Origin of the sequence: Halalkalicoccus subterraneus, from assembly GCF_003697815.1 — an archaeon.
GTDB lineage: Archaea > Halobacteriota > Halobacteria > Halobacteriales > Halalkalicoccaceae > Halalkalicoccus > Halalkalicoccus subterraneus.
Window position 1 is genome coordinate 89313 of the sequence record NZ_RDQG01000085.1, and the last position, 21285, is coordinate 110597.

General features: G+C 54.8%; 20 protein-coding genes and 3 pseudogenes. 13 read left to right on the forward strand and 10 right to left on the reverse strand.

The annotated features are described in order from the left end of the window. Positions 1-111: 111 nt before the first annotated feature. Complete coding sequence (locus EAO80_RS17710; protein ID WP_245998706.1) at positions 112-1320, forward strand: hypothetical protein; 1209 nt, start codon at positions 112-114, stop codon at positions 1318-1320. 206 nt (positions 1321-1526) lie between these two features. Here the strand turns inward: EAO80_RS17710 and EAO80_RS17715 are convergent. After that, positions 1527-1742 (reverse strand): annotated as a pseudogene (locus EAO80_RS17715) (Fe-Mn family superoxide dismutase); the annotation flags it as partial. Beyond that, a complete protein-coding gene (locus EAO80_RS20495) occupies positions 1681-1827 on the reverse strand; it encodes a hypothetical protein (RefSeq protein WP_245998731.1) in 147 nt (48 codons plus the stop codon). The gene EAO80_RS20495 and the pseudogene EAO80_RS17715, both read right to left, overlap by 62 nt. Before the next feature lie 87 nt (positions 1828-1914). Here EAO80_RS20495 and EAO80_RS17720 point away from each other — a divergent pair, with 87 nt between their 5' ends. Further along, positions 1915-5733: a glycoside hydrolase family 97 catalytic domain-containing protein gene (locus EAO80_RS17720; protein WP_122091161.1), complete on the forward strand. Its 3819-nt coding sequence runs from the start codon at positions 1915-1917 to the stop codon at positions 5731-5733. Positions 5734-5940: 207 nt separating this feature from the next. On the opposite strand, the gene EAO80_RS17725 is transcribed toward EAO80_RS17720, so the two are convergent. The 3 genes from EAO80_RS17725 to EAO80_RS17730 all read right to left on the reverse strand — a co-directional run bounded on the left by EAO80_RS17725 (position 5941) and on the right by EAO80_RS17730 (position 8005). Next, a complete protein-coding gene (locus EAO80_RS17725) occupies positions 5941-6684 on the reverse strand; it encodes a minichromosome maintenance protein MCM (RefSeq protein WP_122091162.1) in 744 nt (247 codons plus the stop codon). 116 nt (positions 6685-6800) lie between these two features. Next, positions 6801-7073: a hypothetical protein gene (locus EAO80_RS19950; RefSeq protein ID WP_162994077.1), complete on the reverse strand. Its 273-nt coding sequence runs from the start codon at positions 7071-7073 to the stop codon at positions 6801-6803. A gap of 722 nt (positions 7074-7795) precedes the next feature. Continuing rightward, positions 7796-8005, reverse strand: a complete 210-nt coding sequence (locus tag EAO80_RS17730; RefSeq protein WP_122091163.1) for a hypothetical protein — start codon at positions 8003-8005, stop codon at positions 7796-7798. 237 nt (positions 8006-8242) lie between these two features. Between EAO80_RS17730 and EAO80_RS17735 the strand changes: the two genes are divergently transcribed. Then, positions 8243-8797, forward strand: a complete 555-nt coding sequence (locus EAO80_RS17735; protein ID WP_122091164.1) for a metal-dependent hydrolase — start codon at positions 8243-8245, stop codon at positions 8795-8797. Between the two features lie 77 nt (positions 8798-8874). Further along, positions 8875-9123: a hypothetical protein gene (locus EAO80_RS17740; protein ID WP_245998708.1), complete on the forward strand. Its 249-nt coding sequence runs from the start codon at positions 8875-8877 to the stop codon at positions 9121-9123. A 106-nt stretch (positions 9124-9229) separates the two neighbouring features. On the opposite strand, the gene EAO80_RS17745 is transcribed toward EAO80_RS17740, so the two are convergent. Next, entirely contained in the window at positions 9230-9439 is a 210-nt protein-coding gene (locus EAO80_RS17745; RefSeq protein ID WP_122091165.1) for a helix-turn-helix transcriptional regulator, read from the reverse strand. 1169 nt (positions 9440-10608) lie between these two features. Between EAO80_RS17745 and EAO80_RS17755 the strand changes: the two genes are divergently transcribed. Beyond that, the gene (locus EAO80_RS17755) at positions 10609-11895 is read left to right on the forward strand and encodes a DUF389 domain-containing protein (RefSeq protein WP_122091167.1); all 1287 of its coding nucleotides are present in this window, start codon (positions 10609-10611) and stop codon (positions 11893-11895) included. Between the two features lie 270 nt (positions 11896-12165). Here EAO80_RS17755 and EAO80_RS17760 read toward each other — a convergent pair. Further along, positions 12166-12459, reverse strand: a pseudogene (locus tag EAO80_RS17760) (heavy metal translocating P-type ATPase); the annotation flags it as partial. An 81-nt stretch (positions 12460-12540) separates the two neighbouring features. On the opposite strand from EAO80_RS17760, the gene EAO80_RS17765 reads away from it, so the two are divergent. From EAO80_RS17765 to EAO80_RS17775, 3 genes are all read left to right on the forward strand, one after another. After that, positions 12541-12738, forward strand: a complete 198-nt coding sequence (locus EAO80_RS17765) for a heavy-metal-associated domain-containing protein (protein WP_122091168.1) — start codon at positions 12541-12543, stop codon at positions 12736-12738. 150 nt (positions 12739-12888) lie between these two features. Then, positions 12889-15171, forward strand: a complete 2283-nt coding sequence (locus tag EAO80_RS17770; RefSeq protein ID WP_122091169.1) for a copper-translocating P-type ATPase — start codon at positions 12889-12891, stop codon at positions 15169-15171. Between the two features lie 300 nt (positions 15172-15471). Then, positions 15472-15789, forward strand: coding sequence for an RPA12/RPB9/RPC11 RNA polymerase family protein (locus tag EAO80_RS17775; RefSeq protein ID WP_122091319.1), 318 nt, complete (start codon positions 15472-15474; stop codon positions 15787-15789). A 209-nt stretch (positions 15790-15998) separates the two neighbouring features. Here EAO80_RS17775 and EAO80_RS17780 read toward each other — a convergent pair whose 3' ends face one another. Beyond that, a complete protein-coding gene (locus EAO80_RS17780; RefSeq protein WP_122091170.1) occupies positions 15999-16205 on the reverse strand; it encodes a hypothetical protein in 207 nt (68 codons plus the stop codon). Between the two features lie 340 nt (positions 16206-16545). Between EAO80_RS17780 and EAO80_RS17785 the strand changes: the two genes are divergently transcribed. Then, entirely contained in the window at positions 16546-17148 is a 603-nt protein-coding gene (locus EAO80_RS17785) for an LURP-one-related/scramblase family protein (protein WP_122091171.1), read from the forward strand. A 162-nt stretch (positions 17149-17310) separates the two neighbouring features. On the opposite strand, the gene EAO80_RS17790 is transcribed toward EAO80_RS17785, so the two are convergent. Continuing rightward, positions 17311-18213: an ABC transporter ATP-binding protein gene (locus EAO80_RS17790; protein WP_122091320.1), complete on the reverse strand. Its 903-nt coding sequence runs from the start codon at positions 18211-18213 to the stop codon at positions 17311-17313. A gap of 174 nt (positions 18214-18387) precedes the next feature. Here EAO80_RS17790 and EAO80_RS17795 point away from each other — a divergent pair, with 174 nt between their 5' ends. The 3 genes and pseudogenes from EAO80_RS17795 to EAO80_RS21045 all read left to right on the forward strand — a co-directional run. Further along, positions 18388-19230 carry an ABC transporter permease subunit gene (locus tag EAO80_RS17795; RefSeq protein ID WP_122091172.1) on the forward strand — a complete coding sequence of 281 codons (843 nt, stop codon included), beginning with the start codon at positions 18388-18390 and terminating at the stop codon, positions 19228-19230. 261 nt (positions 19231-19491) lie between these two features. Further along, a complete protein-coding gene (locus tag EAO80_RS17800) occupies positions 19492-19839 on the forward strand; it encodes a hypothetical protein (RefSeq protein ID WP_122091173.1) in 348 nt (115 codons plus the stop codon). Between the two features lie 179 nt (positions 19840-20018). After that, a pseudogene (locus tag EAO80_RS21045) lies at positions 20019-20171 on the forward strand (DUF7509 family protein); the annotation flags it as partial. Positions 20172-20227: 56 nt separating this feature from the next. Here EAO80_RS21045 and EAO80_RS17810 read toward each other — a convergent pair. Further along, complete coding sequence (locus EAO80_RS17810; protein ID WP_122091175.1) at positions 20228-20539, reverse strand: hypothetical protein; 312 nt, start codon at positions 20537-20539, stop codon at positions 20228-20230. 24 nt (positions 20540-20563) lie between these two features. On the opposite strand from EAO80_RS17810, the gene EAO80_RS17815 reads away from it, so the two are divergent. After that, positions 20564-21187 (forward strand): zinc-binding metallopeptidase family protein, encoded by a 624-nt coding sequence (locus EAO80_RS17815; protein ID WP_122091176.1) that lies wholly within the window; start codon positions 20564-20566, stop codon positions 21185-21187. The last annotated feature ends 98 nt before the right edge of the window (positions 21188-21285 follow it).

Consider the following 21285-nt stretch of genomic DNA (forward strand, 5'->3'; position numbering starts at 1 on the left):
GTTAGCTAAATTACATTTTCTGGGAGAAATATTTAACCAGTATAAAGAATGGTTGAAGAAACAACTGCAGGCGAAACAGAGCTGAACAGCAAGTGGACACGGCGGACGTTTATGAGTGCGGTTGGCGCGGCCGGCATCGCAGGCCTAACCGCGAGTGTACGAGCCCAAGAAGCAAAATCTCTCACGAACGCCGAACGCATTCTCGAGAGCCTTGAGGGCCATCAGATTGGCGGCGGTGTCGGCCACCGTGCGGACATTAGCCTTGAGGATGCCGACGTAACCGTCGAGAGCACTGGGGCGTTTTTCGATGCGCTCGACTCCTCGGCTGATGTCATCGGGGTTCCCGGTACGGCCCAGATCGACCTCTCGGGTCGGGACTTCACACTCTCGGGACAGATGATTGTCTCAGATCGTGGGATCGATGGCTCACCAGGAGCGCTGTTGTACACGACCGATCACGGTGCGGACTCTCCGGCATGGGACGGCGGTTCCTCAGGCCGGGGACTGATCACGATGCGCGGCGGGTCGCGTATCAGTGGTGTCCGACTCCGCGGGCCGTATCATGACTACTACGACGACCCCGCCTATCCAGGTTACATTCCACTCGATGACGCCGATAGTTATCAAAAGCGCGAAGAGATGCGACAGGAACGCTACGCTCGTGGGATACGGATCGTAAATGACGACGTCGAGGTCGATAACTGCGAGCTTTACGGCTGGCCCATACAGGCTATCTCTATTGGCTCGGCGTCAATAGCTGTTTCACCGCACATTCATCATATCTACGGGCACGATTGTATGATGGTGGGTGCAGGCTACGTCATCGACGTATTGAATGGTCACCCGACGATCGAGATGAGCTACTTCAATGCGACGCGTCACTCGATCATCGGCTTCGGACATCCGACCTGCGGATACACACTCAAAGATAGCGTATTCGGTCCGATAACGTATAGCCACGCGGTCGACATGCATAGTCTGGCCGAGAATGGCTACGGAGACGACCTCACTGCCGGTGGTCGCGTCGAAGTCCGTCGCTGTACGTTCGCATTCACTCACACGATTACGGACAATCCGACACAGGCGATCGCGTTCCGCGGGTATCCTGACGACAAGTACATCACGGAGAACAACCGGTTCCTCCACGACGTCGATTCTGACTTCGAGAACCCCGTGAATACGAGCGGTCAGTCCGTTCCGTATCGGCAAGTCAACGTCGGAAGCGGCTGGCATGATTGGCAGTCTTCAGACAATCAATACGGCCTTGGCGAACCGCATGAACCAGGGGTTGGCGCACCGGTCAATCTCAACGATCGATAGCCGGCAAACCATTGATCGGTGAGAAACGTCGTCAGGGATTACTTGCTGCTCTCAGTATCTTAGAGTCAACAGCTCTGTTGAAACTCTCTTCATGTCTTGCGGTTTCGTACCGAGGTAAGTTGCAACGACTTTGGTCGTGAGTGGCAAGGAGAGCGTCTCTTCCGAATGTCTTTCTTTGAGAGGTTCAACAGAACCACCACAATTGGTTATCCTGACATCGCGGGGCTGTGGCACTGCCAGTACGATGGTGCCGCCTCATACCGGCCGGTGACATCATTCCAGTCGAACACGTTCCACCAAGCATCAACGTACTTCCCACGGTCGTTTTCATACTGGAGATAGTATGCGTGCTCCCATATATCAAGGACGAGCAACGGCGTCGAATTCTGATGGGCGAGGCGCTTCTGGCTTTCGACCTGTCCCCTCTGAATCGACGACAACGAACTTCTTGCCCCGCCGTTTCTTCAATTCGACGTCCTCCTTTTCAAGGTCGGCGAGGACCGCCACTCGCGCACGTCGGGTTCAAATCAAAATCATATTATATATAATATCTCCTTAGGTTTATTAATGGTTATAGTTGATGTTCACTCGTAAATGAGTGAGAAGAGACCACAACGAGAGGTCACGGGGTCGAGTCGGCGTGGATTTCTGGGGGGTGTCGGGGCACTTGTCGCCGCGGCGGCCTACACGCGGGACATTCCCACCGCGGTGGCCGCCCGTGTAGCGAACGACAAGGACGGCGACGTCCAGCGTGTCACCTCGCCCGACGGCTCGATCTCGGTGACTATCGACGTCGCCGACGGGGTCCCGAGCTACGAAGTGGCCTGCAATGGGACGACCTACATCGCCCCCTCGACGCTCGGCTTCGACTTCCAAAATCAGCCTCCGTTCGGCGCGGGCGAGGGAGGGGACGGAGCCGCCCTCGTAGTAACTGGCAGCGAGCACGAGTCGGCCACCGAAGAGTGGGTGCCGGTCTGGGGTGCGACCAACAGCGTCTCGGCCGAGTACAACACTCTCTCCGTTGGACTGGAGGAAACGGACGGTCCCGGCCGGGGAGTCAACTTGGAGTTTCGTGTCTTCGACGACGGCGTGGGGTTTCGCTTCGTTCTCGACGAGGGTTTTTCAAGCAACTCCGAGCGGGCGGTCGTCACTTCCGAGAACACCGGCTTCGACTTCGCGGACGACTACATCGCGTGGTGGATCAGAAACGAGGTTACGAACCCCCGGTTCGAACAGGAGTACACCGAATCGCCGCTTTCGGAGATTCCTGGCGGCACACGGGAGACCCGACCGACCGACACCCAGATTCGAAACGGCACGCACACGCCGTTGACGGTGGATGCCGAGGACGTTTACCTGAGCGTCCACGAGTCAAATCTCGCTGACTATGCCGCGGCGACGCTCGCGCCCCGCTCGGAGGAAGGCGGAACCGAGTTTACAACCGAACTCACACCGCTGCCCGATGGGACGAAGGCCTCGCTGGAACTGCCGGCGGCGACGCCCTGGCGGACGATCCAGGTCGGGAACTCACCGGGCGATCTCGTAGAGTCTGAGCTGATTCCACTACTAGCTGATCCGCTTGAGGAGTCGGCATTCCCGACCGTCGGGGACGAGCCCGATACGGACTGGATTACTCCCAGAAAGTACGTCGGCATCTGGTGGACGATGATCGCCGGCTCCGCGAACTGGGAGTACCGGCCGGACGAGTCCTTCGAGAGCCCCCAAGAGGCCGCGGGCTACATCCACGGCGCCCGGACCGAGCGGATGAAACGCTACATGGCATTCGCGGGCGAGAACGGGATCGACAGCGTGCTCGTCGAGGGGTGGAACGAGGGCTGGGACACCTACCCCGGCGACGGCTCGGGGCTCGACTTCTCGGTCGACGGTTCCTATTCGGACTTCGACGTGCGTGAGGTCACCGAGTTCGGCCGGGAGTTGGACGACGAGGTCGAGATGACCATCCACAACGAGACGGCGGGTAACCTCCCACAGTACGAGACACAGATTGCGGAGGACGATATTTTCGCGCAGTACGAGGACGAGGGGATTCACTCGATCAAGAACGGCTACGTCTCTGACCCGGGCCTCATTATCACCGATGAGGACGAGAACCCCCAGCCGACACACAACCAGCACAACCAGCTCGCGGTCAATCACCACCGACTGGTCATGCAAGAGGCGGCGGCCGATCGGCAAATGCTCGAGATCCACGAGGGAATCAGGCCTACGGGCGAGATCCGCACGTATCCCAACGTCGCCAACCGCGAGGTCGTTAAGGCCCAGGAGTACGACGGATTCGATTATCTGAACTCGGACGTCGGACGGGACCATCACGTCACGCTGCCCTTTACGCGGATGCTCGCCGGCCCAACGAGCTACCAGCCCGGCATCTTCGATCTGACGTTCAACGACGACCGAGGCGGACAGATCCAGACGACGCGGGCCAAGCAGCTCGCAATGTATCCCAACTACCTGAGCGGGCTTCAGATGGCCGCCGACCGAATGGAGGCGTACGTCGACAGCGGATTCGAGGTCGGCGAGGCGCTCCAGGCGGCCTCGGGCGATCTCGACGGGATAATCACGCTTGACGAGTGGCGAAACGCCTTCGGGACGAACGCCGTCGCGGTCGACCCCAACCGTGTGCCGAGCGGGTCGTCAGTCTCCTTCACTGTGCGGGACGTCGAGTCGGCGGGCACGTATGACCTGCATCTCCGGTACGCGAGCGCGCCCGAGGACAACGCCGAGCGCGTGATCGAGGCCGGCGGGCCGCGGGCGACGCTTCGCGTCAACGACTCGGTCGAGACGATTGAGCCCGGGTTCACCGACTACTGGGACGAGTGGGAGGTGTTCACGACCGAGATCGACCTCGAAGAAGGTGGCAACGAGATCGCGATCGAACTGGACTACGAGAACGGCGATACCTTCGAGGGCGACGTCGGCGGATTCAATCTTAATACCATCGCGATCACCGAAGCCGGCGACCCTTCACCGATCCCAGCCGAGTACGAGGGCTATACGCCCGAAGACGAGAACTTCGACGCGAAACCTGAGTTCTCGTTCATCGAGGACGTTCCAGCCGCTGGCTGGGACGAGACCCGTGTGGTCGACTCGGCTATCGGCGACTATATCGTCACCGCCCGACGCAAGGGTGAGGAGTGGTACGTCGGCGCGATGACAGACGAGGGCGGGCGCGCGATCGACGTGCCGCTCGATTTCCTCGCGCCCGGCAAGTCCGGCGGCGGACGTGGGCAGGGTCCAAGCGGCCCCAAGTACGTCGCCGAAATCTACTCGGATGGAGTCGGTGCCGGCGTCGACGCCGATCAGACCAGCGTGCGGATCGACGAGGCGATCGTCGACCCGAGTTCCACGGTCCTGGCCTCGATGGCGCCAAGCGGCGGGACGGCGATTCGGCTCCGCCGGGCGAAGGGCCGGGAGCGAAGCGAGCTTCCGAGCTACAAACGTCCCGAACAGGAGATCACCTATTCGGTCACGTCGGAGGCCGGCTTGGACGAGGCGTTTATCACGGCGACCGGCTCGAACGACGGCGAGTTCATCGGCGGTACGCCCGTCGAGATCGAGGTCGACGGCGAGGTCGTTGCCGTCGACAACGTCCGTCTTCCACCCGGTGCATCGGATGAAACCGTCGAACTGGGCTACCGAATCGGTTCCATCGGAACCTACAATGTCGTCGTGCGCGATTTCGAGAGCGGCGCTGAGGTCGCCTCCGGGACCGTCAGTGTCGAGCCCGGCGAGTTGATCGCCGAGTTCGAGGACCCGAGCGGCGACGACCACGGCCCTGGCGGATACGTCTATCCGACTGACGGCGCCTTTGAAGAGGGGGCGTTCGACCTGCGCTCGGTCGGTGTCTACGAGATCGAAACCGAGTACCGCTTCGCCTTCGAGGTCGAGAACCTCTACGACACTTTCGGCGGCGAGTTCTCGCCCCACTACTTCCTCGTCTATCTGCGCGACTCCTCAAGTTTGGGCGGACGGACGACGGAACTGGGCGACCTCGGTCTCACAGCCGAGTTCGCCGAGGAGTGGCACTACCGGATCGACGCCAACGGGTTCGGACGGGGGATCGTCGACAGCGAGGGAACTGACCTTGGCACGCCGGGTCTCGGAGTCGACTTCACGAGCAACACGGTGATCGTCTCGGTCGAGAAGGACACGCTGGGCGACCTTGACGTGGCCGACATGGAGATCGCACCCCTTGTTGGGAGCGAGGACAACGGAACGCTTCGCCCGGTCGAGGTCGAGGCCGGCCCGTTCGTCTTCGGCGGCGCGCGGGAGGGCGCGGTCGGGAACGCCCCACGGGTCGTTGACCTCCTGATACCCGAGAAAGTCGAGCAGGAAGCGGCACTCGCATACGACGCCGAGTCGTTCGCGACGATTCCGTTTACGTCGCTATAGACGGTCTCCGGTCCCGCAGCGATCTGTCGATGGAACCGTTTCACCCGTACATCGAAGCGACCCCATGCCATGCGCGCTGGTCGCTTGCGACGCGACCCACGAGCGAACACGCCGTACGGTAGTATTGCGTTCAGATATCAGCGGATACCTGAAAGGAAGGATCCTTTCACACAAATTGGAGGTGGTCTTGGTCGAGTGACCAGTGGCTCAGTAGATCTCGCCCATGTCGCGGAGCTTCTGGATCTCGTGTTTGGTCCGCTTCGGCGGTATGCCCTCCTGCCCAGTACGCTCGTAAACCTTCTCCTCGGGAGCACCGCGCCCGCCGTTGTCCATCTCCTGCAGTTCACGGATGATAGTCTTGATCCACTCCACGTGTTCGCGGTCCGTCTTCGCTCGTCCGGTCTCGATTACCTCAACGTCGTATTCACCCTCCTCCTCAGTGGTGATGCCGAACTGCTCGAGACATTCCTCGATTAGTACCACTACGTCAGTGAGGTGGCTCTCCTCAACCACCTCGAAGGAGGTAAGACGGGCGTTCGCCTCGGTTAATCGCGGCACCGCGTTAGGATGGATTTGCAGCGGAACGTCCGCCTCTTCGATAGTCTCGTTCATCTGGTGAGTGGAGGCGGCGATTTTCTCGGCCAACACGTCGGAGACTGTCGGCGTGATCATCCGCACGGCGCCGAGATACTTTGCGGCCTCATCGACAGTGAACGCCTCGATGTCGTACGAGACTGGCTCGGGCGAGAAACTCGCCGCAACGAGGTCGACCTTCGAAGAGATCTCACCAGACGGGGAAATCTGCTCAACCAGTGGCTCATACGAATCCCAGTGGCCGTATTTCGGCGTATCAATCAAGAGGTGACTTGCGTGGTTTTCGAGACACTCGTGGATGCCGGATTTAGTCACAGTATGAGTGCCCGAATCGAGCGGGCTACCGAGTGCCTGCATCGATTGGTGGCTGAGATCGGACGCTTGATAGATGAAATACTAGTGGTACTGGTCATCGAGGAGGACGCCATTCTCAAGCGAGCGTCCGGAGGCATTTGCGAACAACCCGCTGAAGCTCACATCGGTCCCGTTGATCGTCGTACTGGGGGCGTCAGTCCAGAGAGGATCTCAAGTAGTCCAGTCTGGTCCACAATTGGATCGACAACCACCTGGAGGTTGATCTCACCGCGGACAGTTTTTTCATTCTCGGTCCGAGTACAGCCACCGGCCAGCTGGAGTGCGAGCAGGCGTTGAAGACGTTCTGAGATGCCGTAGCCGTTCAACAGTGCTAGCAGTCGTTTGTAGTTATCTCCGGAATCAGCAGGAGTTTCGGACACGTCAGAGGCCATGTTGTATCGCCACTACGCCATCACAAAGACATAACGTTCCGACCGACAACGTCTCGTGGTCATCGAGTGACCAAGGTGATTGAGCGAGTCTCGCCCTTTGATCCGAGCTCGCTGATTCGGAGAAAGGAGTGTACAATTACTCTCGGTTTTGTATGTACCGTAGAATACAGCCTTTCGCCGATCTCTCCTTGAGATGCGTTTTTGACCCCACAGCTAGCACACCGGAACCCTCGCTCGTGAGCAAGAAACGCCGTATTCTCGCGGCCTTCGGCCGCTCTGAGACGGGGGTTCCTCGCTCGCGCGAGACAGTAGTGATACCGCCAACCTCAAGAGAAGCGATCCGTCGGCACGTCCTGGCGCTCCTCGTTGCGCTCGTCGGGGGAATTATTACGGGTGCCTACCTTGTCGGAGGTGTACTATGAACGACATGATCGCGTGCGACCGGTGCGGGCGCGAAGTCGAACCCGCCACTACCGCCGCGCGGGCGACGCTTTGTTCCGAGTGCATCCTTCGGACGCTCTTTGAGGCATAGCCACCGATACCTTGTTTCTATCGGGAGCGCAGTACTGAGTGCCACCCTCGGAGGTGTCGGGAGTGTACCCGTCCTCGCTATCGACGTCAGCGTAGTCGGCGAGAGTTGTCTGTTCGTCCATTGGGTTAGTTTGATTCGAGGCCGCTCAGAGATCGAAAGCGTCGGCCTCCGTCTCTCGAAGGTCCGCCTTCTACTTCGAGCGCGGAACCGGGTGCGTGTCCGAACCAAACACTCCCGCTTCAAGTTCGCCCGTCGATTTCTCGGCGTTCTCCGAGGTCCAGCTACCCGGTCCGAACACGCCCTTCCCGATCTTCAAGAGTTCCTTTCGCTCCTCGCGAGCGGCCGTGAGTGTCTTCTCGGCGTCGGTCGTGACGTCCGCCGAAAAGTAGTCGTCCAGCATCCAGTTGTACTGGTTCTGGTCTTTCCGAATGAATCAGCCCATCGGTCGAGCGAGGAAGAGTCCGAGGACGGATGGGTAGCTATAGCGGAAACCCCTCTTTCTACTCCGTCGATGAACGTCCTCTCGCGGGTGTGGGCTGCAAGAAAGAGATTGGTCATTGGAAACACTCGTCTAAGACATATCTCTTCAGCTGACATACAAAATGGGATATAGGGGAATACCAACTATGCAGAAACAATGGTAGACATAACAGGTCACATTGCGTTCGGCCTCTTGTTCGCCCTTCCAGCGTGGTTTCTCTGGGATGATAGAGCCAGCATTGGATTCATCCTCCTGGCTGTCGTCGCCTCGCTGTTTCCAGACATCGATTTATGGCTCAGTCGGTGGTTCCATGAGATAATACACCATCATGGTGTGACGCATACGGTATTGGTCGTGACTATTGCGAGTATAGTCGTCGGTACAGTTCTTACCGGCTTGTTCAGCACTCAGATTGATAACTGGATTCAAAGCGAGCGATTTGATACGTCCAGTCTATTCGTATTCACGACAATAGGATTCTTGGTCGGAGGTCTGAGTCACTTGAGTGCTGACATCCTTTCAGCACCTGATATCTCGACGCCGATAGAACCGTTCTGGCCTCTGTATCCCCAGCCTCTTGGTATTGACCTTGTATGGTACAACGCTGCGTGGATCAACATTGGATTCTTTTCAGTGATGGTGGTAGCGCACATCGCACTCGCATATCTGACGACTCCGATCAATCACCGGTATCGACTACTCCCGAAGTGAGGACGGCGCGGCGTGCCCGATCTCGATGAGGAGACAGACGTCGAGATGATGATTGCCGCTCGCGATCAGTACCACGGTTGGATGGTTCGACAGTCGAGCACCGTCCAGCCGAGGATGCCGTGGTCGTGACCAACGGTGGTGTTGCGACCGAGACCGCCCCGCAGGACGACGACATCGACGAAACGCTCATCACCGGGCCGTGGACGGAACTGGACGAGCAGGGTGGTGCGACGTGCTTCAGGTGTGAGGATTGTGGGCGTGAGTCGCCCAGTCGTGGGGACGTAGAACGCTTAAAATTCCACGCCGAGAAGTGCGCCTTCCGATAAATCCACAGAACAATTGGAAGGAATTAGTTGAAAGCATCTGGGTAGTGGTTGTCTTTACTTGCTGAGAACTATCTGAAATATCCTTCAAGATATACGTACATATCGGTCATTCTCCAACTGGTTCGATATCAGGCTCGAACAGAACTTCAATCGAGCACTCAAAGTAGGCCGCAAGTTTGAACGCCAACTCTAATGAGGGGTCGTACCGATTTCGTTCAATCGCGTTTATCGTCTGTCGTGAAACGCCGACAGCTGTCGCGAGTTCTCCTTGACTCAATCCTTCGCATTCACGGTAAGCAGTAATATTAGTTCTCATAACCACTCCACGCTCATCTATACTGCCGGGTCACACGCCAGTGGACAGCTCCAAAGATGAAGATCAACAGGAGATTCATCAAGCACAGAAGCGCAAATATACAACGACTTCGATCCACGATAGCGACTAGCATGAGATATATCAAACTAACGTAGGTTTAGCGGGGCCGGATGTTTCGGAGACCAGGATTACTAACCGGAGGTGCGGCCGAGAATTCGGGTCAAATCCTACCAGCAAAATGACTCTGTAACTGAGCGACGTGAGATGACTGAGACACATTAGCATCCTCTCCCCTGGGGAAGCCGCACAGCGCCCTGTAGGCGCAAGCAGGATCATGGAGGCAGGCGAGGAGAGGAGGATGCGATCGGGCTTTGGCCGGTCTAGAAGGCCGGAACTCCCTAGCGGGGCTGTTGCAACGATAGTTTGTAGTTTCTATCGAATCTGAGTATATCGGTACTGGTCCCGAATGTGCTGATGATAGTAGCTTCCGTGTGAGCTATCACTTATTAATACTCAATAGACTTACTCTGGGATGGTACGATACTGATAGGAAAGCGAGTGTCGGTTGTTACTCTTCGAGTCTGATTTCGTCGTCCGTGACAGTTTCAACGGCGTCGTTATCCAATTCGTAGGTTTCTTCGTCACCGTCACCCCAGCCGAGTTCGGCTGCAATTTCATCCGTCAAGCTAGGATCTGGCTCGAGATGTGCCGTCGAATTATCAGCATCAACAACAGTTCCTACTTTCGAGCCATCGGCAGTAACGACGGTCTTGCCTTCAGCACTTTCGTCAATAGTTGCCCTATCGTACTCTTCTACGCAGAGCTTCTACCAATAGGTAGTGCAGGCACCTGCCATCCCGAGTGTATTTCTTGTACCTCGACGTTTGGTCCAGAGTTTCCGTCCGGAGAATTCTTCTGCAGTTGGCTGAACCGGATCAGTTGTCGCTCACAACACCACACCGACTATTGAGGACCAGCGCTATTCAATATATTCAAAAGTTTCGTCAATGTGGGGCGTCCGTCGGCATCATTTGCGAGTACCCGCTGTGTCCACTCTCCCTCTTCAAATAAAAGTGCGACTACCGTATTGTTATTCAGAGAAACGATGACGTGGAATATATTGAAGATCACAAACGAACAGTTTTGATCCTCCTGTTTGCAATACCACTGTGCGCCTCATTCGTTTGTTAGCCGACGAAGAACATCTTGGGGAAATATTTGATATTCTCAACGACAACGACATCGATTTCATCGTTACACCAGGTGATGAAGATTCTCCGGACTCAAAGATGATTGAATTCCCGATTCCAACCGATGGTCTCGGACTCATTCTCGAGAAGATTCGCGAAGCAGGACTTGACGATGATTACATCATCGTTCTGAATGCTGAGAATGCGAACACACCTCATATTGAGGACCTACAAGCCCGCTACGCCAACGACTACGACCCACTTCGCCTTCCTGAATTACGTTCGAAAGCACGCGATCAGAGCCAAGATCCGCTTTCGTATGCGGCGATGATATTTCTGAGCGCTATCATCGCTGGAGCGGGGTTGCTCGTTGGCTCACCGGCAATCGTCATCGGATCAATGGTCATCGCTCCCCTCGTCGGACCAGTTCTTACTGCAACAGTTGGTGCTGTTGCTGGCGATCGCCCTATGCTCATCGACAGCATTCGGATCCAAGCACTCGGTCTCATCGCTGGCGTGATCGGTGCTGTTCTATTTGGATTCTTTGCCAAAACCATCGGACTCGCTCCCTCTTCGCTTGACATAACGTCACTACAACTGATATCGCTTCGTGCGGCTCCAACACCCTTTTCGATCATCGTTGGAGCGGCTGCTGGCGCAGCTGCAGCGTTCGGACTCACGACGAAAGGCTCAAACTCGCTTGTAGGTGTGATGATCGCTGCCGCACTCATTCCTGCTGCAGCAACTGTCGGAATCGCGATAGCGTGGAATGAGTATCTCGTTGCACTTGGGAGTGGACTCCTTTTAGTGAGTACGATGGCGGTTGTGAACCTCGCAATGGTCCTCGTATTATGGGTGCTGTACCGGAATCATGACTTGGGTGAGCTCTCATTCGCAGATCGAACCCCGAGTCGAGCAGCATTCGTTACTGCCGTTCTCATCGTAGTGGCGGTTGCAACTACTGGGGTCGCAGTCTCTCAACAAGCGCTCTTTCAGCAAACAGTGACGCAGAGCGTTGATACCGTTCTTGATGATCCAGCCTACTCGGGCGTTGACTCGGTTTCAGTCCAAACTGAATATGCCGGAATCGGGAGAGATCTGACGTCTTCGTCTAAATCGGCGACAGTTACGGTTAGTGCGTCGAATGAATCATATCCGAACTTATCAGAGCAACTGCGTAATCAGATTCAGTCGGAGAGTGGCAGCACACAAGTAACCGTTCGCTTCAATACATTCCAACAAGCCAATCAGACGGAAGTTGTGTAAGCTATCGTTTGCTGCTCAGAAACGATGGAGGTACCATCGTAGTCAAGAAGTGTCCTGCGGGAAGGACTGCGGCAGCTGGTCATACTGGCTGTATACTCGATCAACCGCGAGAGCGATAGTCTCAATTGGGAAGTCCATGGAAATAGCCGCTACTACCCGTTAGGAACGACCACAGGACAGTCCAACTTCGCGACCTACGGTCTCTAACTGTTGCTCAAGCCGGTTTTCGACCGGTATGTAAAATATTGAATGTCATCGAGAGGGAGACCTTCAGCGGAGACGGCCAAGCAGCTTGTAGTCGTAATTGGGAGTGTACCGGCGGAACAGCAGGCTGGAGCAGCTCGAGGGAGACTAGCGGAATCATGGCCGTGTTGTACCTAGTGCCCACACGAGGTTCTGCTTGATATTCACGAGCGTGGCCTCGGAGATGAGAATGGCTTTCACGACGTTGAGCGGATCATCGCGCATCAGTGTGACGTCCGTGCTGGAGCCGATGTCCGTCCCGACGTACGCCACCGCGAGAGCGGGCGCGTCATTGACGCCGTCACCCACCATCATTGCCTTTGAATCTAAAGTTAGGAGCCCTAATTACCACGCGATCAAAGTGGAAATCCGCAAAAGAAAGGGGACCGTATGTATTCCTGTATGACGACGACTATCACCGTAGAGGGAATGACCTGCGGTCACTGTGAACAGACGGTCAAAGAGGCGCTTCAAGACGTGTCCGGTGTAACCGACATGACCGTCGACCGAGACGACGAACAGGCGAGCGTCGATGGTGACGTAGATACTACGACCCTTGTAGAAGCCGTCGAGGACGCTGGGTACACCGCTCACACCTGAGTATAACACGGTCTGAGGATAGCACAGAACGCTTCTGGGCGATCAGCCCGCCGTTCTCTTCGGGGTTTGCCCACACTGAACCTGGCGTACGGTTTCAGGGCCCAAACATTCAGGAAGCCGGCGAATCCACCTCAAGAGAAAATATAACCCATGGACGACCACCAAGATACAAATGAGAGCCCCACGGGAAGGGAAAACCAGCAAGACAACGGCAGTTACCTCCAACACGGATTCGACGACCACGATGAAGCGGTCGATAAGTCTGATGAGCAACAAGTAGAACAGGAGCTACTGGAGGAGAAAGCTCAACCTGCCGCGGAGGGTGAGGCGTCTCTCCACGAGCAGCATGAGCACGCCGAACAAGAGGATGAAGGGGACAACCACGGCCACGAGGGGCATGGTGAGGGCCATGGTGGCATGCACGAGGGCCACGAGCAGATGTTCCGGCGGCGCTTTTTCGTCTCTACACTCCTTTCGATCCCAGTTCTCCTGTACAGCGAAACGCTACAGGAGTGGCTCGGATTCTCCGTCCCAGTGTTTCCGGGTAGCGAATGGATCAACCCCGTATTCGCGGTAATCGTGTTCGTGTACGGTGGGGTTCCATTCCTCCAGATGGCGGTGCCGGAGCTGAAAGACCGCTCACCGGGGATGATGACGCTGATCTCGATGGCCATCTCGGTCGCGTTCGTCTACAGCCTGGCCACCGTCATCTTCCCTGCACAGTCGGCGTTCTTCTGGGAACTCGTCACGCTAATCGATATCATGCTGCTGGGCCACTGGATCGAGATGCGGTCGGTACGCCGTGCCTCGAGCGCAGTCGACGAGCTGGCGAAGCTGATGCCCGATACTGCCGAGCGAATCACCGACGACGGGGAGACCGAGGAAGTCCCTGTTAGTGAACTCTCCGAGGGCGACCTCATGCTCGTCCGGCCGGGCGCAAGTGTCCCTGCTGACGGCATCGTTGAGGAGGGTGATTCGGACGTTGAGGAATCGATGATCACAGGTGAGTCGAAACCAGTCTCGAAAGAACCTGGCGACGAGGTCATCGGCGGGACGATCAACGGTGACGGCAGTCTCCGTGTGCGTGTCGGTGCGACGGGCGAGGAGACGACGCTCGCGGGCATCATGCGACTCGTCGAGGAAGCCCAGCAGAGTACGTCTCAAACTCAAGTCTTGGCCGACAGAGCGGCCGGCTGGCTGTTTTACGTCGCCCTCGCAGCAGCAGTCGTGACAGCAATCGCGTGGACAATCGCGGTCTCATTCGACGCAACGGTTATCGAGCGTGTCGTCACGGTGCTCGTCATCGCCTGCCCACATGCGCTTGGGCTCGCCATCCCATTGGTCGTCGCGATCAACACGTCACTCGCGGCTCGCAACGGGATGCTCGTTCGCGACCGCATCGCGATGGAAGAAGCGAGAAATTTGGACGCCATCATCTTCGACAAGACGGGGACGCTCACCGAGGGCGAGCACGGTGTCGTCGACATGGCGACCGTCGACGGCGTCGGCGAGGACGACGCACTCGCCTTGGCGGCAGCCGTCGAGAGCGACTCAGAGCACATGATCGCGCGAGCCATCCGCGAGGCCGCCACGGAGCGGGAGTTGACCGTTCCTGACGCCACCGATTTCGAGGCGATCAAAGGCCGAGGTGTCCGCGCGAACGTCGACGGAAACAAGGTGTACGTTGGGGGGCCGAACCTGTTGACCCAACTCGATAGAGAGATTCCTGACCACCTCCAGCGCTTCGCTGATAAAGCTGGGCAGAATGCCCAGACCGTGGTGTATCTTGTTCGTGAAGGTGAGTTGATTGCCGCGTTCGCGATGGCCGACGTGATCCGCCAGGAGAGTTACGCCGTCGTCGACGCCCTCCACAACCTCGGCATCGAGGTAGCGATGTTGACCGGTGACTCCCAAGACGTCGCCAACGCTGTTGCCGACGAACTGGGCATCGACACGGTATTCGCGGAGGTCCTCCCCGGCGACAAGGACAAGAAAGTGCAGGAACTCCAAGACCAGGGCAACCTCGTTGGGATGGTTGGCGACGGCGTCAACGACGCGCCCGCGCTGACGCGAGCCGACGTCGGAATCGCTATCGGGAGCGGCACCGACGTCGCCGTCCAATCGGCTGACGTTATCCTCGTGCAGAACAACCCGATGGACGTCGTGCGACTCGTGAAACTGAGCAAGGCGAGCTACCGAAAGATGCAGGAGAACATCGTGTGGGCGGCCGGGTACAACGTCTTCGCACTCCCGCTTGCAGCGGGCGTGTTGGCTCCGATCGGAATCCTGCTATCGCCCGCTGTGGGCGCACTGCTGATGTCGTTGAGTACGATCATCGTCGCGATTAACGCGCAGCTACTCCGACGAGTTGATCTGTCGCTGTCAACGCTCTCGGAGACCTCATCACCACGCGAGCCCCAAGCAGCGGACTGACCGACTTGGAAGGCAGATATTTCTGCTATCGTTCTTCTGGAAGGGACGTTGGGTCAGTCTATCTACCTAACGGCCGTTGCAGGATAGAGTATAATCAAGGCACGCAACAAAGTCAACCTCTGAAACCGTGGCCCTATGCATTGAAACGTCCTGCCTCAACTATTAATCATCGAGCAAGAGCCATGACTCCAGATCAACCGTTCGACAGTATTCAATACCGTCAGCATGAGCAGTTGCCTGAAATCAACGACGGATCGGAAGTTAACACGTATATTCGACAATCAAGTATTCCTCCTCAACATGCAATTCTGTGACGAGTGTGGTTCGATGATGCACACGGAGGCCGACACGTGGGTGTGTCGCTCCTGTGAGAGCGAGAAGCCGCGAGACCCGCAAGCGGAAGCGACGATGGTGACCCAGGATGGACAGCAGGACGACGGGGCACCCGCCGTAGCCGACGCGACCCAGGACTCTACCGAGACGATGCAGGAGCCCTGTCCGGCGGACGACTGCGACAGCGACCGGGCCTACTACGAGATGATACCGAAGCCGGGCGGCTCCTACGAGGTTCGGCTATTCACATGTATCGAGTGCGGCCACAAGTGGCGCGAGTCCTAACGATCAACAACATCTGTCACAAGAACCGTTGTTGGGATGTTCATTCCTCCGATTATCGATGCGGTAATCGTTGGAACAGTCTCTCTCCAGAAACGGAACCGAAGATGGGGCAGTGTTCGGACTCCCCGATAACCCAACCCACTCAATTCGCAGATGTACTGAACACCGTGAGTTCATCTGCAGTGAAACTGCTAGTCGAAACTTCTGCGCTACTCCTCACCGCTCATACCAACGAGCCACCACTTCGCCCGCGTGAGCACGCTGGCATTGACCTTCCGTTTCGCGAGGTTCTGCTCCTCTTTGACAGTGTTGACCAGTTCAGTGTGCTCCGTCGCGTTGCTCCAGGATAAGACGCTTCTTGTGGTGGGTGCGCTCAATCTCGCGCTGTAATTCGTCGCGGTCGGCGAACCACTCACAGATCACCTCGGATTTACTCCCGACTAGTTTGATTCGATTTCTCCTGTTCCAAAATCTCCCCAACCAAAAATAATGCCAACGCCGACGAGAACAGCGCTATCTCCGCTAATGAGAATAATAACGAGTAACAGTGAGAATCCAGTCTCCGCAAGTTGACGAAGAGATTGACCAATGAAGATGATTCCAAAAATTAGTGGTGCGATAGCGATTCCTTTCTACTCATTCATATTGGATATTTCTTATTATTTATTGATTAACCCTTGCACATCAAATATCTAAACAATCAGAAATTGAAAGAGAAAAGAATATTTTTATAATATTCTATATCCACCGTTAGATATGGTTGAGTTCTCAGAATCCAATTCACCGTCAGATGACTACGCCATCTCTACAGTTACTCTTGACGACGACTACTACGAGGTTACGCAGTCATCAATCCGAAACAAGTACGTTGTCCGTGATAGCACTGGCAATGTCGTCCTCCGCGGGAAACAAAAAATGTTCAAGATGAAAGAGGAGTTCCCCTTCGTCACTGGTGACGGCGAGGACGCGTTCACCGTGAAAGCTGGCGGTATCATGGACGTTGCAGGAAATTATACCATCACGGACGCAGGCACCGGCGAGGAAGTCGTTGTCCTTGACGAGGACTATTCATTGTTTGCGGAGAACTGGACGATTCGAGACCCCGACACGGGGGCGGTGTTGGCGACTATTCAATCAAAGAGCAAACCCTTCTCAGCACTTCGGCACTTTGTCTCCGTTGCGAACCTCATCCCGAACAAGTACGAAATATTTGACGCCGACGGTGATCACGTCGGTGACATTGAAGGACAATTCTCACTGCGGGATACCTACACAGTCAGTATCGACGATGCCAGTGATATCCCAAAAGAGGCTGTAATCGCTTCTGCGTGCATCCTTGATGCTCTCGAGAATCAATAACGTTCTACGGACAATAACTCCCGAACGAGAAGATAGAGTCATTTATTTGAAAAACATATATTTATATAGATGTTCGAACAAATATATCAAGCACTCACTCATTCAGGAGAAGGTAGTTAACTTATACTCGGACTTCCGGATCTGCTTTCCTGACTGGTTCGGCTAATCGGTCGTATAATTCATGAAGAGTTCTTCGAGTGAGGCGTCTTCAGTAGTAAAATCAGTGACTGACGCGTCTACTTCATCAAGAGCAGAGAGTACTGCAGTCTTTGAATCACCATCACAGGAAACGTGGATAGTAGTGTCATCAACGCTCACTTCTGAGACGCCTGGTAGCGAGCGCACTTTTGCAAGTTCGGTATCCAATAGATGATCGACTTCGATGTGGAGCGTCACTTCGGCCTGTGCGGCTTCACGCAGTCCTTCGACAGTATCCTCTATAACCAATTCTCCATCTCGGAGAATTCCCACACGGTCACAGACGCTTTCGACTTGATCGAGGATATGGCTCGAAAAGAGGACGGTTGCGCCACGTGCTTGTTCTTCTCGGATAATTTCGCGCATCTCACGTGTGCCTGCAGGATCGAGTCCAGAAGAAGGTTCGTCAAGGATTAATAGATCGGGCTGGCCGACAAGCGCCATTGCGAGTACTAACCGTTGGCTCATTCCTTTTGAGTAGCCGCTCGCCCTCCGATCGATTGCGTCATCGATGTTCACGCGCTCAGCAAGCGCGTCAGGATTATCATTTGCGTGCTTGCATCCGATGGCGAAGTTGAGGTGCTGACGTCCGGTTAGTCGGCCATAGGTGCTGAATCCTTCAGGTAGAACGCCGACACGCTCGTGGATCCGTTGGGTTTCTTGTTGTGTATCGTAGCCAAGAACCCGTACCTGACCAGCTGTCGGGCGTATGAAATCAAGTAGAATATTGATTACCGTTGATTTACCCGCTCCATTTGGTCCGAGGAAACCATAGACTTCGCCTTCTTCCACGGTCAGATCGAACTCTCGAAGAGCGGTGACACCATTGTACTGTTTAGTCACAGCATCAAGATCGATTGCGGCCATTATCATGAGTTTTGTATTGTTTTCATAAAAGTGTGTGATGTGCTCCTCTTATTCTTGCTTACGAGAGTGTAGGATTCCAAGTATGCACTGAAATAGCGAAGCTAGCACGGTATAGCGACCAATAGAGAAAAGTAATCACTATCATTAAGTGAGAAACAGATCATAATCGAAACGATGAGTTTAATCGCTGTTACGAGAAAAGAATACCTCGACTCGATACGTTCGTACACACTCATTGGACTCATAGCGCTGTTCGTGGTGTTCACCACCTTTTTAGCAGGTATTCAATGGATTCCGAATATGTCTGGTGTTAGTGCTAATGGAGACGTAAACACGCTAGCATTCCTGAACAGTATGAGACAACCCGCTCTCTATCTGGTCCCATTAGTTGGGATCATGGTTGGGTACAAAGCAATTGCTGGCGAACGTTCAAGCGGCAGTATTAGACTTATTCTCGGACTGCCAAACACCCGCAGGGAGATATTTTTCGGTAAGCTATTCGGTCAGACTGCTGTGGTTTCAACAGCAATATTAATAGGATATGGTGCTGCTGCTCTCGTCGCACTGGTCACGTACGATTCATTCGCACTCATTGAATTTGGGCTCTATACGTTACTCACACTGCTATATGCTCTGGCCTGTGTGTCTATCGCAATAGGATTTTCAGCAAGTACGAAGTCGCGAGCGCGCGCGCTCGCTGGTGCAGTGGCTGTATACTCTGTGATTCTAATATTTTGGGATGTAATCACGGCACTATTACAAACGGCAATAATCGGTTACGAAGTTCCGGTAGGAGAGCAACCGGCCTGGTTAGCGATCTTCTCTAGTCTAAATCCTTCGACAGCGTTTGCCCATACTGCAAGAGCAGTTCTACCTGAATATCGTGAGATCTCTCAATTTCCATATATAGAGACGAATATCTGGGTCGACTGGTACGGCTTTATCGTTCTTGCACTGTGGATTGTAATTCCAGTAACTATTGGATATGTCTGTTTCAGCAGAGCGGATATTGAGTAGGCTGTTGCCAGACTGGTTGAAGCACTTCTACTATAAACGGGCGAAAATCTAATCAAATATGGTCTACTGCACTAGCACGTAACGCGAAATTTTAGTTACTAATAAATACCAGTACATGTTCAGCCGTTGTACTGTACTGACCAATATATACTTCATTTGTATGTGACCTTCAGTTCCCAGCTGAGAGGATGAAGTAACTATTAGGTAGATGTGCGAATAGAACACCAGAAGTATTATTCGTTGAGTTGACGCGGGTAGCGTGTGGCAGACGATATTTCACTGGATGGTCGGACTCTTGCTGGCGTTGCAAATGATGAAGACGGAGAAGTGAGTGCAGATACCCTCTTTCACTTCGAGCAGGAGGGCGAGCGAATATATGCGAATTATTTTGGTGGCAGTGTTGTGGATGGACATCTGGTTGGAACCTTCGACGGGGAACAGTGGGACATCCGATACACTCAAATAAATACAGAAAACGAAACCGCTACTGGCCACTCCATTGGTGATGTCGAGCTTCTCGACGATGGTCGTATTAGAGTTGAAGATGAGTGGGAATGGGAATCGAAGCCCGGAAAGGGTGAATCGGTGCACGAAGAAGTTGATCAGTAGATCGTCTCCAAATAGCCAACCTTCGACTGGTCACTACATGACCTGTATATAGCGCTGGGTGCCCCTAACAGGCCATCTGTGGAAAATCAACAGCGACGCGAATCACTCTAAGCCGACTATCAGGCAGGTATGTCATCTACGAAGGGTTTTTCAGAAAACGGGGCTTGTGCAAGGATAAACTTCGCGTTGATTCCGGTATAAATGCGTTTCTGGCACTCGATGTCAATGTAGATATTGACGAGGTAGATACGGCAACCCAGACCATTGAGTACACCCGATACAGCAATGCAACTGCGTTCATACTGTCGTTTCTTGAGTACATCTATAGTATTACTAAACTAATAGCGAACTGCTGGCTGTCTCTTTTCACTCATTATGTTAAGTAATACTACTCGTTAACTATAGAGGGTGGCGAGGTGTTCATACTAGACTTTGCCGCTCCTGTAATGAATGTAGAAGGCGCAAAAAGGAGGATTACTCCGGACAGAGTGGTGTTATAGAATGTTACTGGAATTCCATCTGTGATATTGTAGGGGCTATCGAGTATATGCGCGAGCATGTTCCCGATCCAGTACGGCTTCACTACGTGATCACCAATGGCGGCGCTGCTCCAAACGTTGTCCCACCCGAAGCTACCGCCGAGTATCTCATCCGGGCACCGAGTCGCGATCTCGTCGAGGAGATCAGCAATTGGTTCCATGATGCTGTAACGGGGGCTGCACTCATGGCCGATGTCGACATCGATGTCACACAGGTAAGCGGCATCTACGGTGTCCGGCCGAACGAAACTCTCGGTGATGCGATTCGGAATACAATGACTGATATCGGCTCCTTTACCGTTGAAGACGAAGCCCTTGCAGCCGACTTACAAGCGTCATTGGGCGATGTATCCGGCCAACTCGCAAAGCTCGATCCTAATGATAGGGAACATGCACAGGATTCCGCCTACTTCACAAAACCGATCGAAGCGACGGATATCGGAGAAACTGGAGCCTATTCCACTGATTCTGGTGATGTGAGCCAAGTCGTCCCACTCGATCGAATGACAACGGCAACATGGCCGGTTGGAACTCCAGCTCACTCTTGGCAAGCCGTTGCTGCTAGTGTATCGACCGGTATGGAAGGAATGCTGTACGCTGCAGATACAATTGGCCGGACACTTGTCCAGCTGCTCACGGATCCGAATTTGCTCGCCGATGTTATCGCTGAGTTCAACGAACGAAGCGGTGCAAACGACTACGAGTCGCCGATGCCCGATGATGCGGATTCCTACAACCTACTTGGTATTGATCGACCCACGTTTAATCCGGATATTGGAGGAAACATTAACACTGTCGGCGGTGACTAACTCACGGCAGTCGGGCGAGCGCATGCGAGCGGGTCGAGTAATTCGTGCATTACTACAGTTTCCAACGGTCGTATCAATTGCTCAACGGATGAACGCTG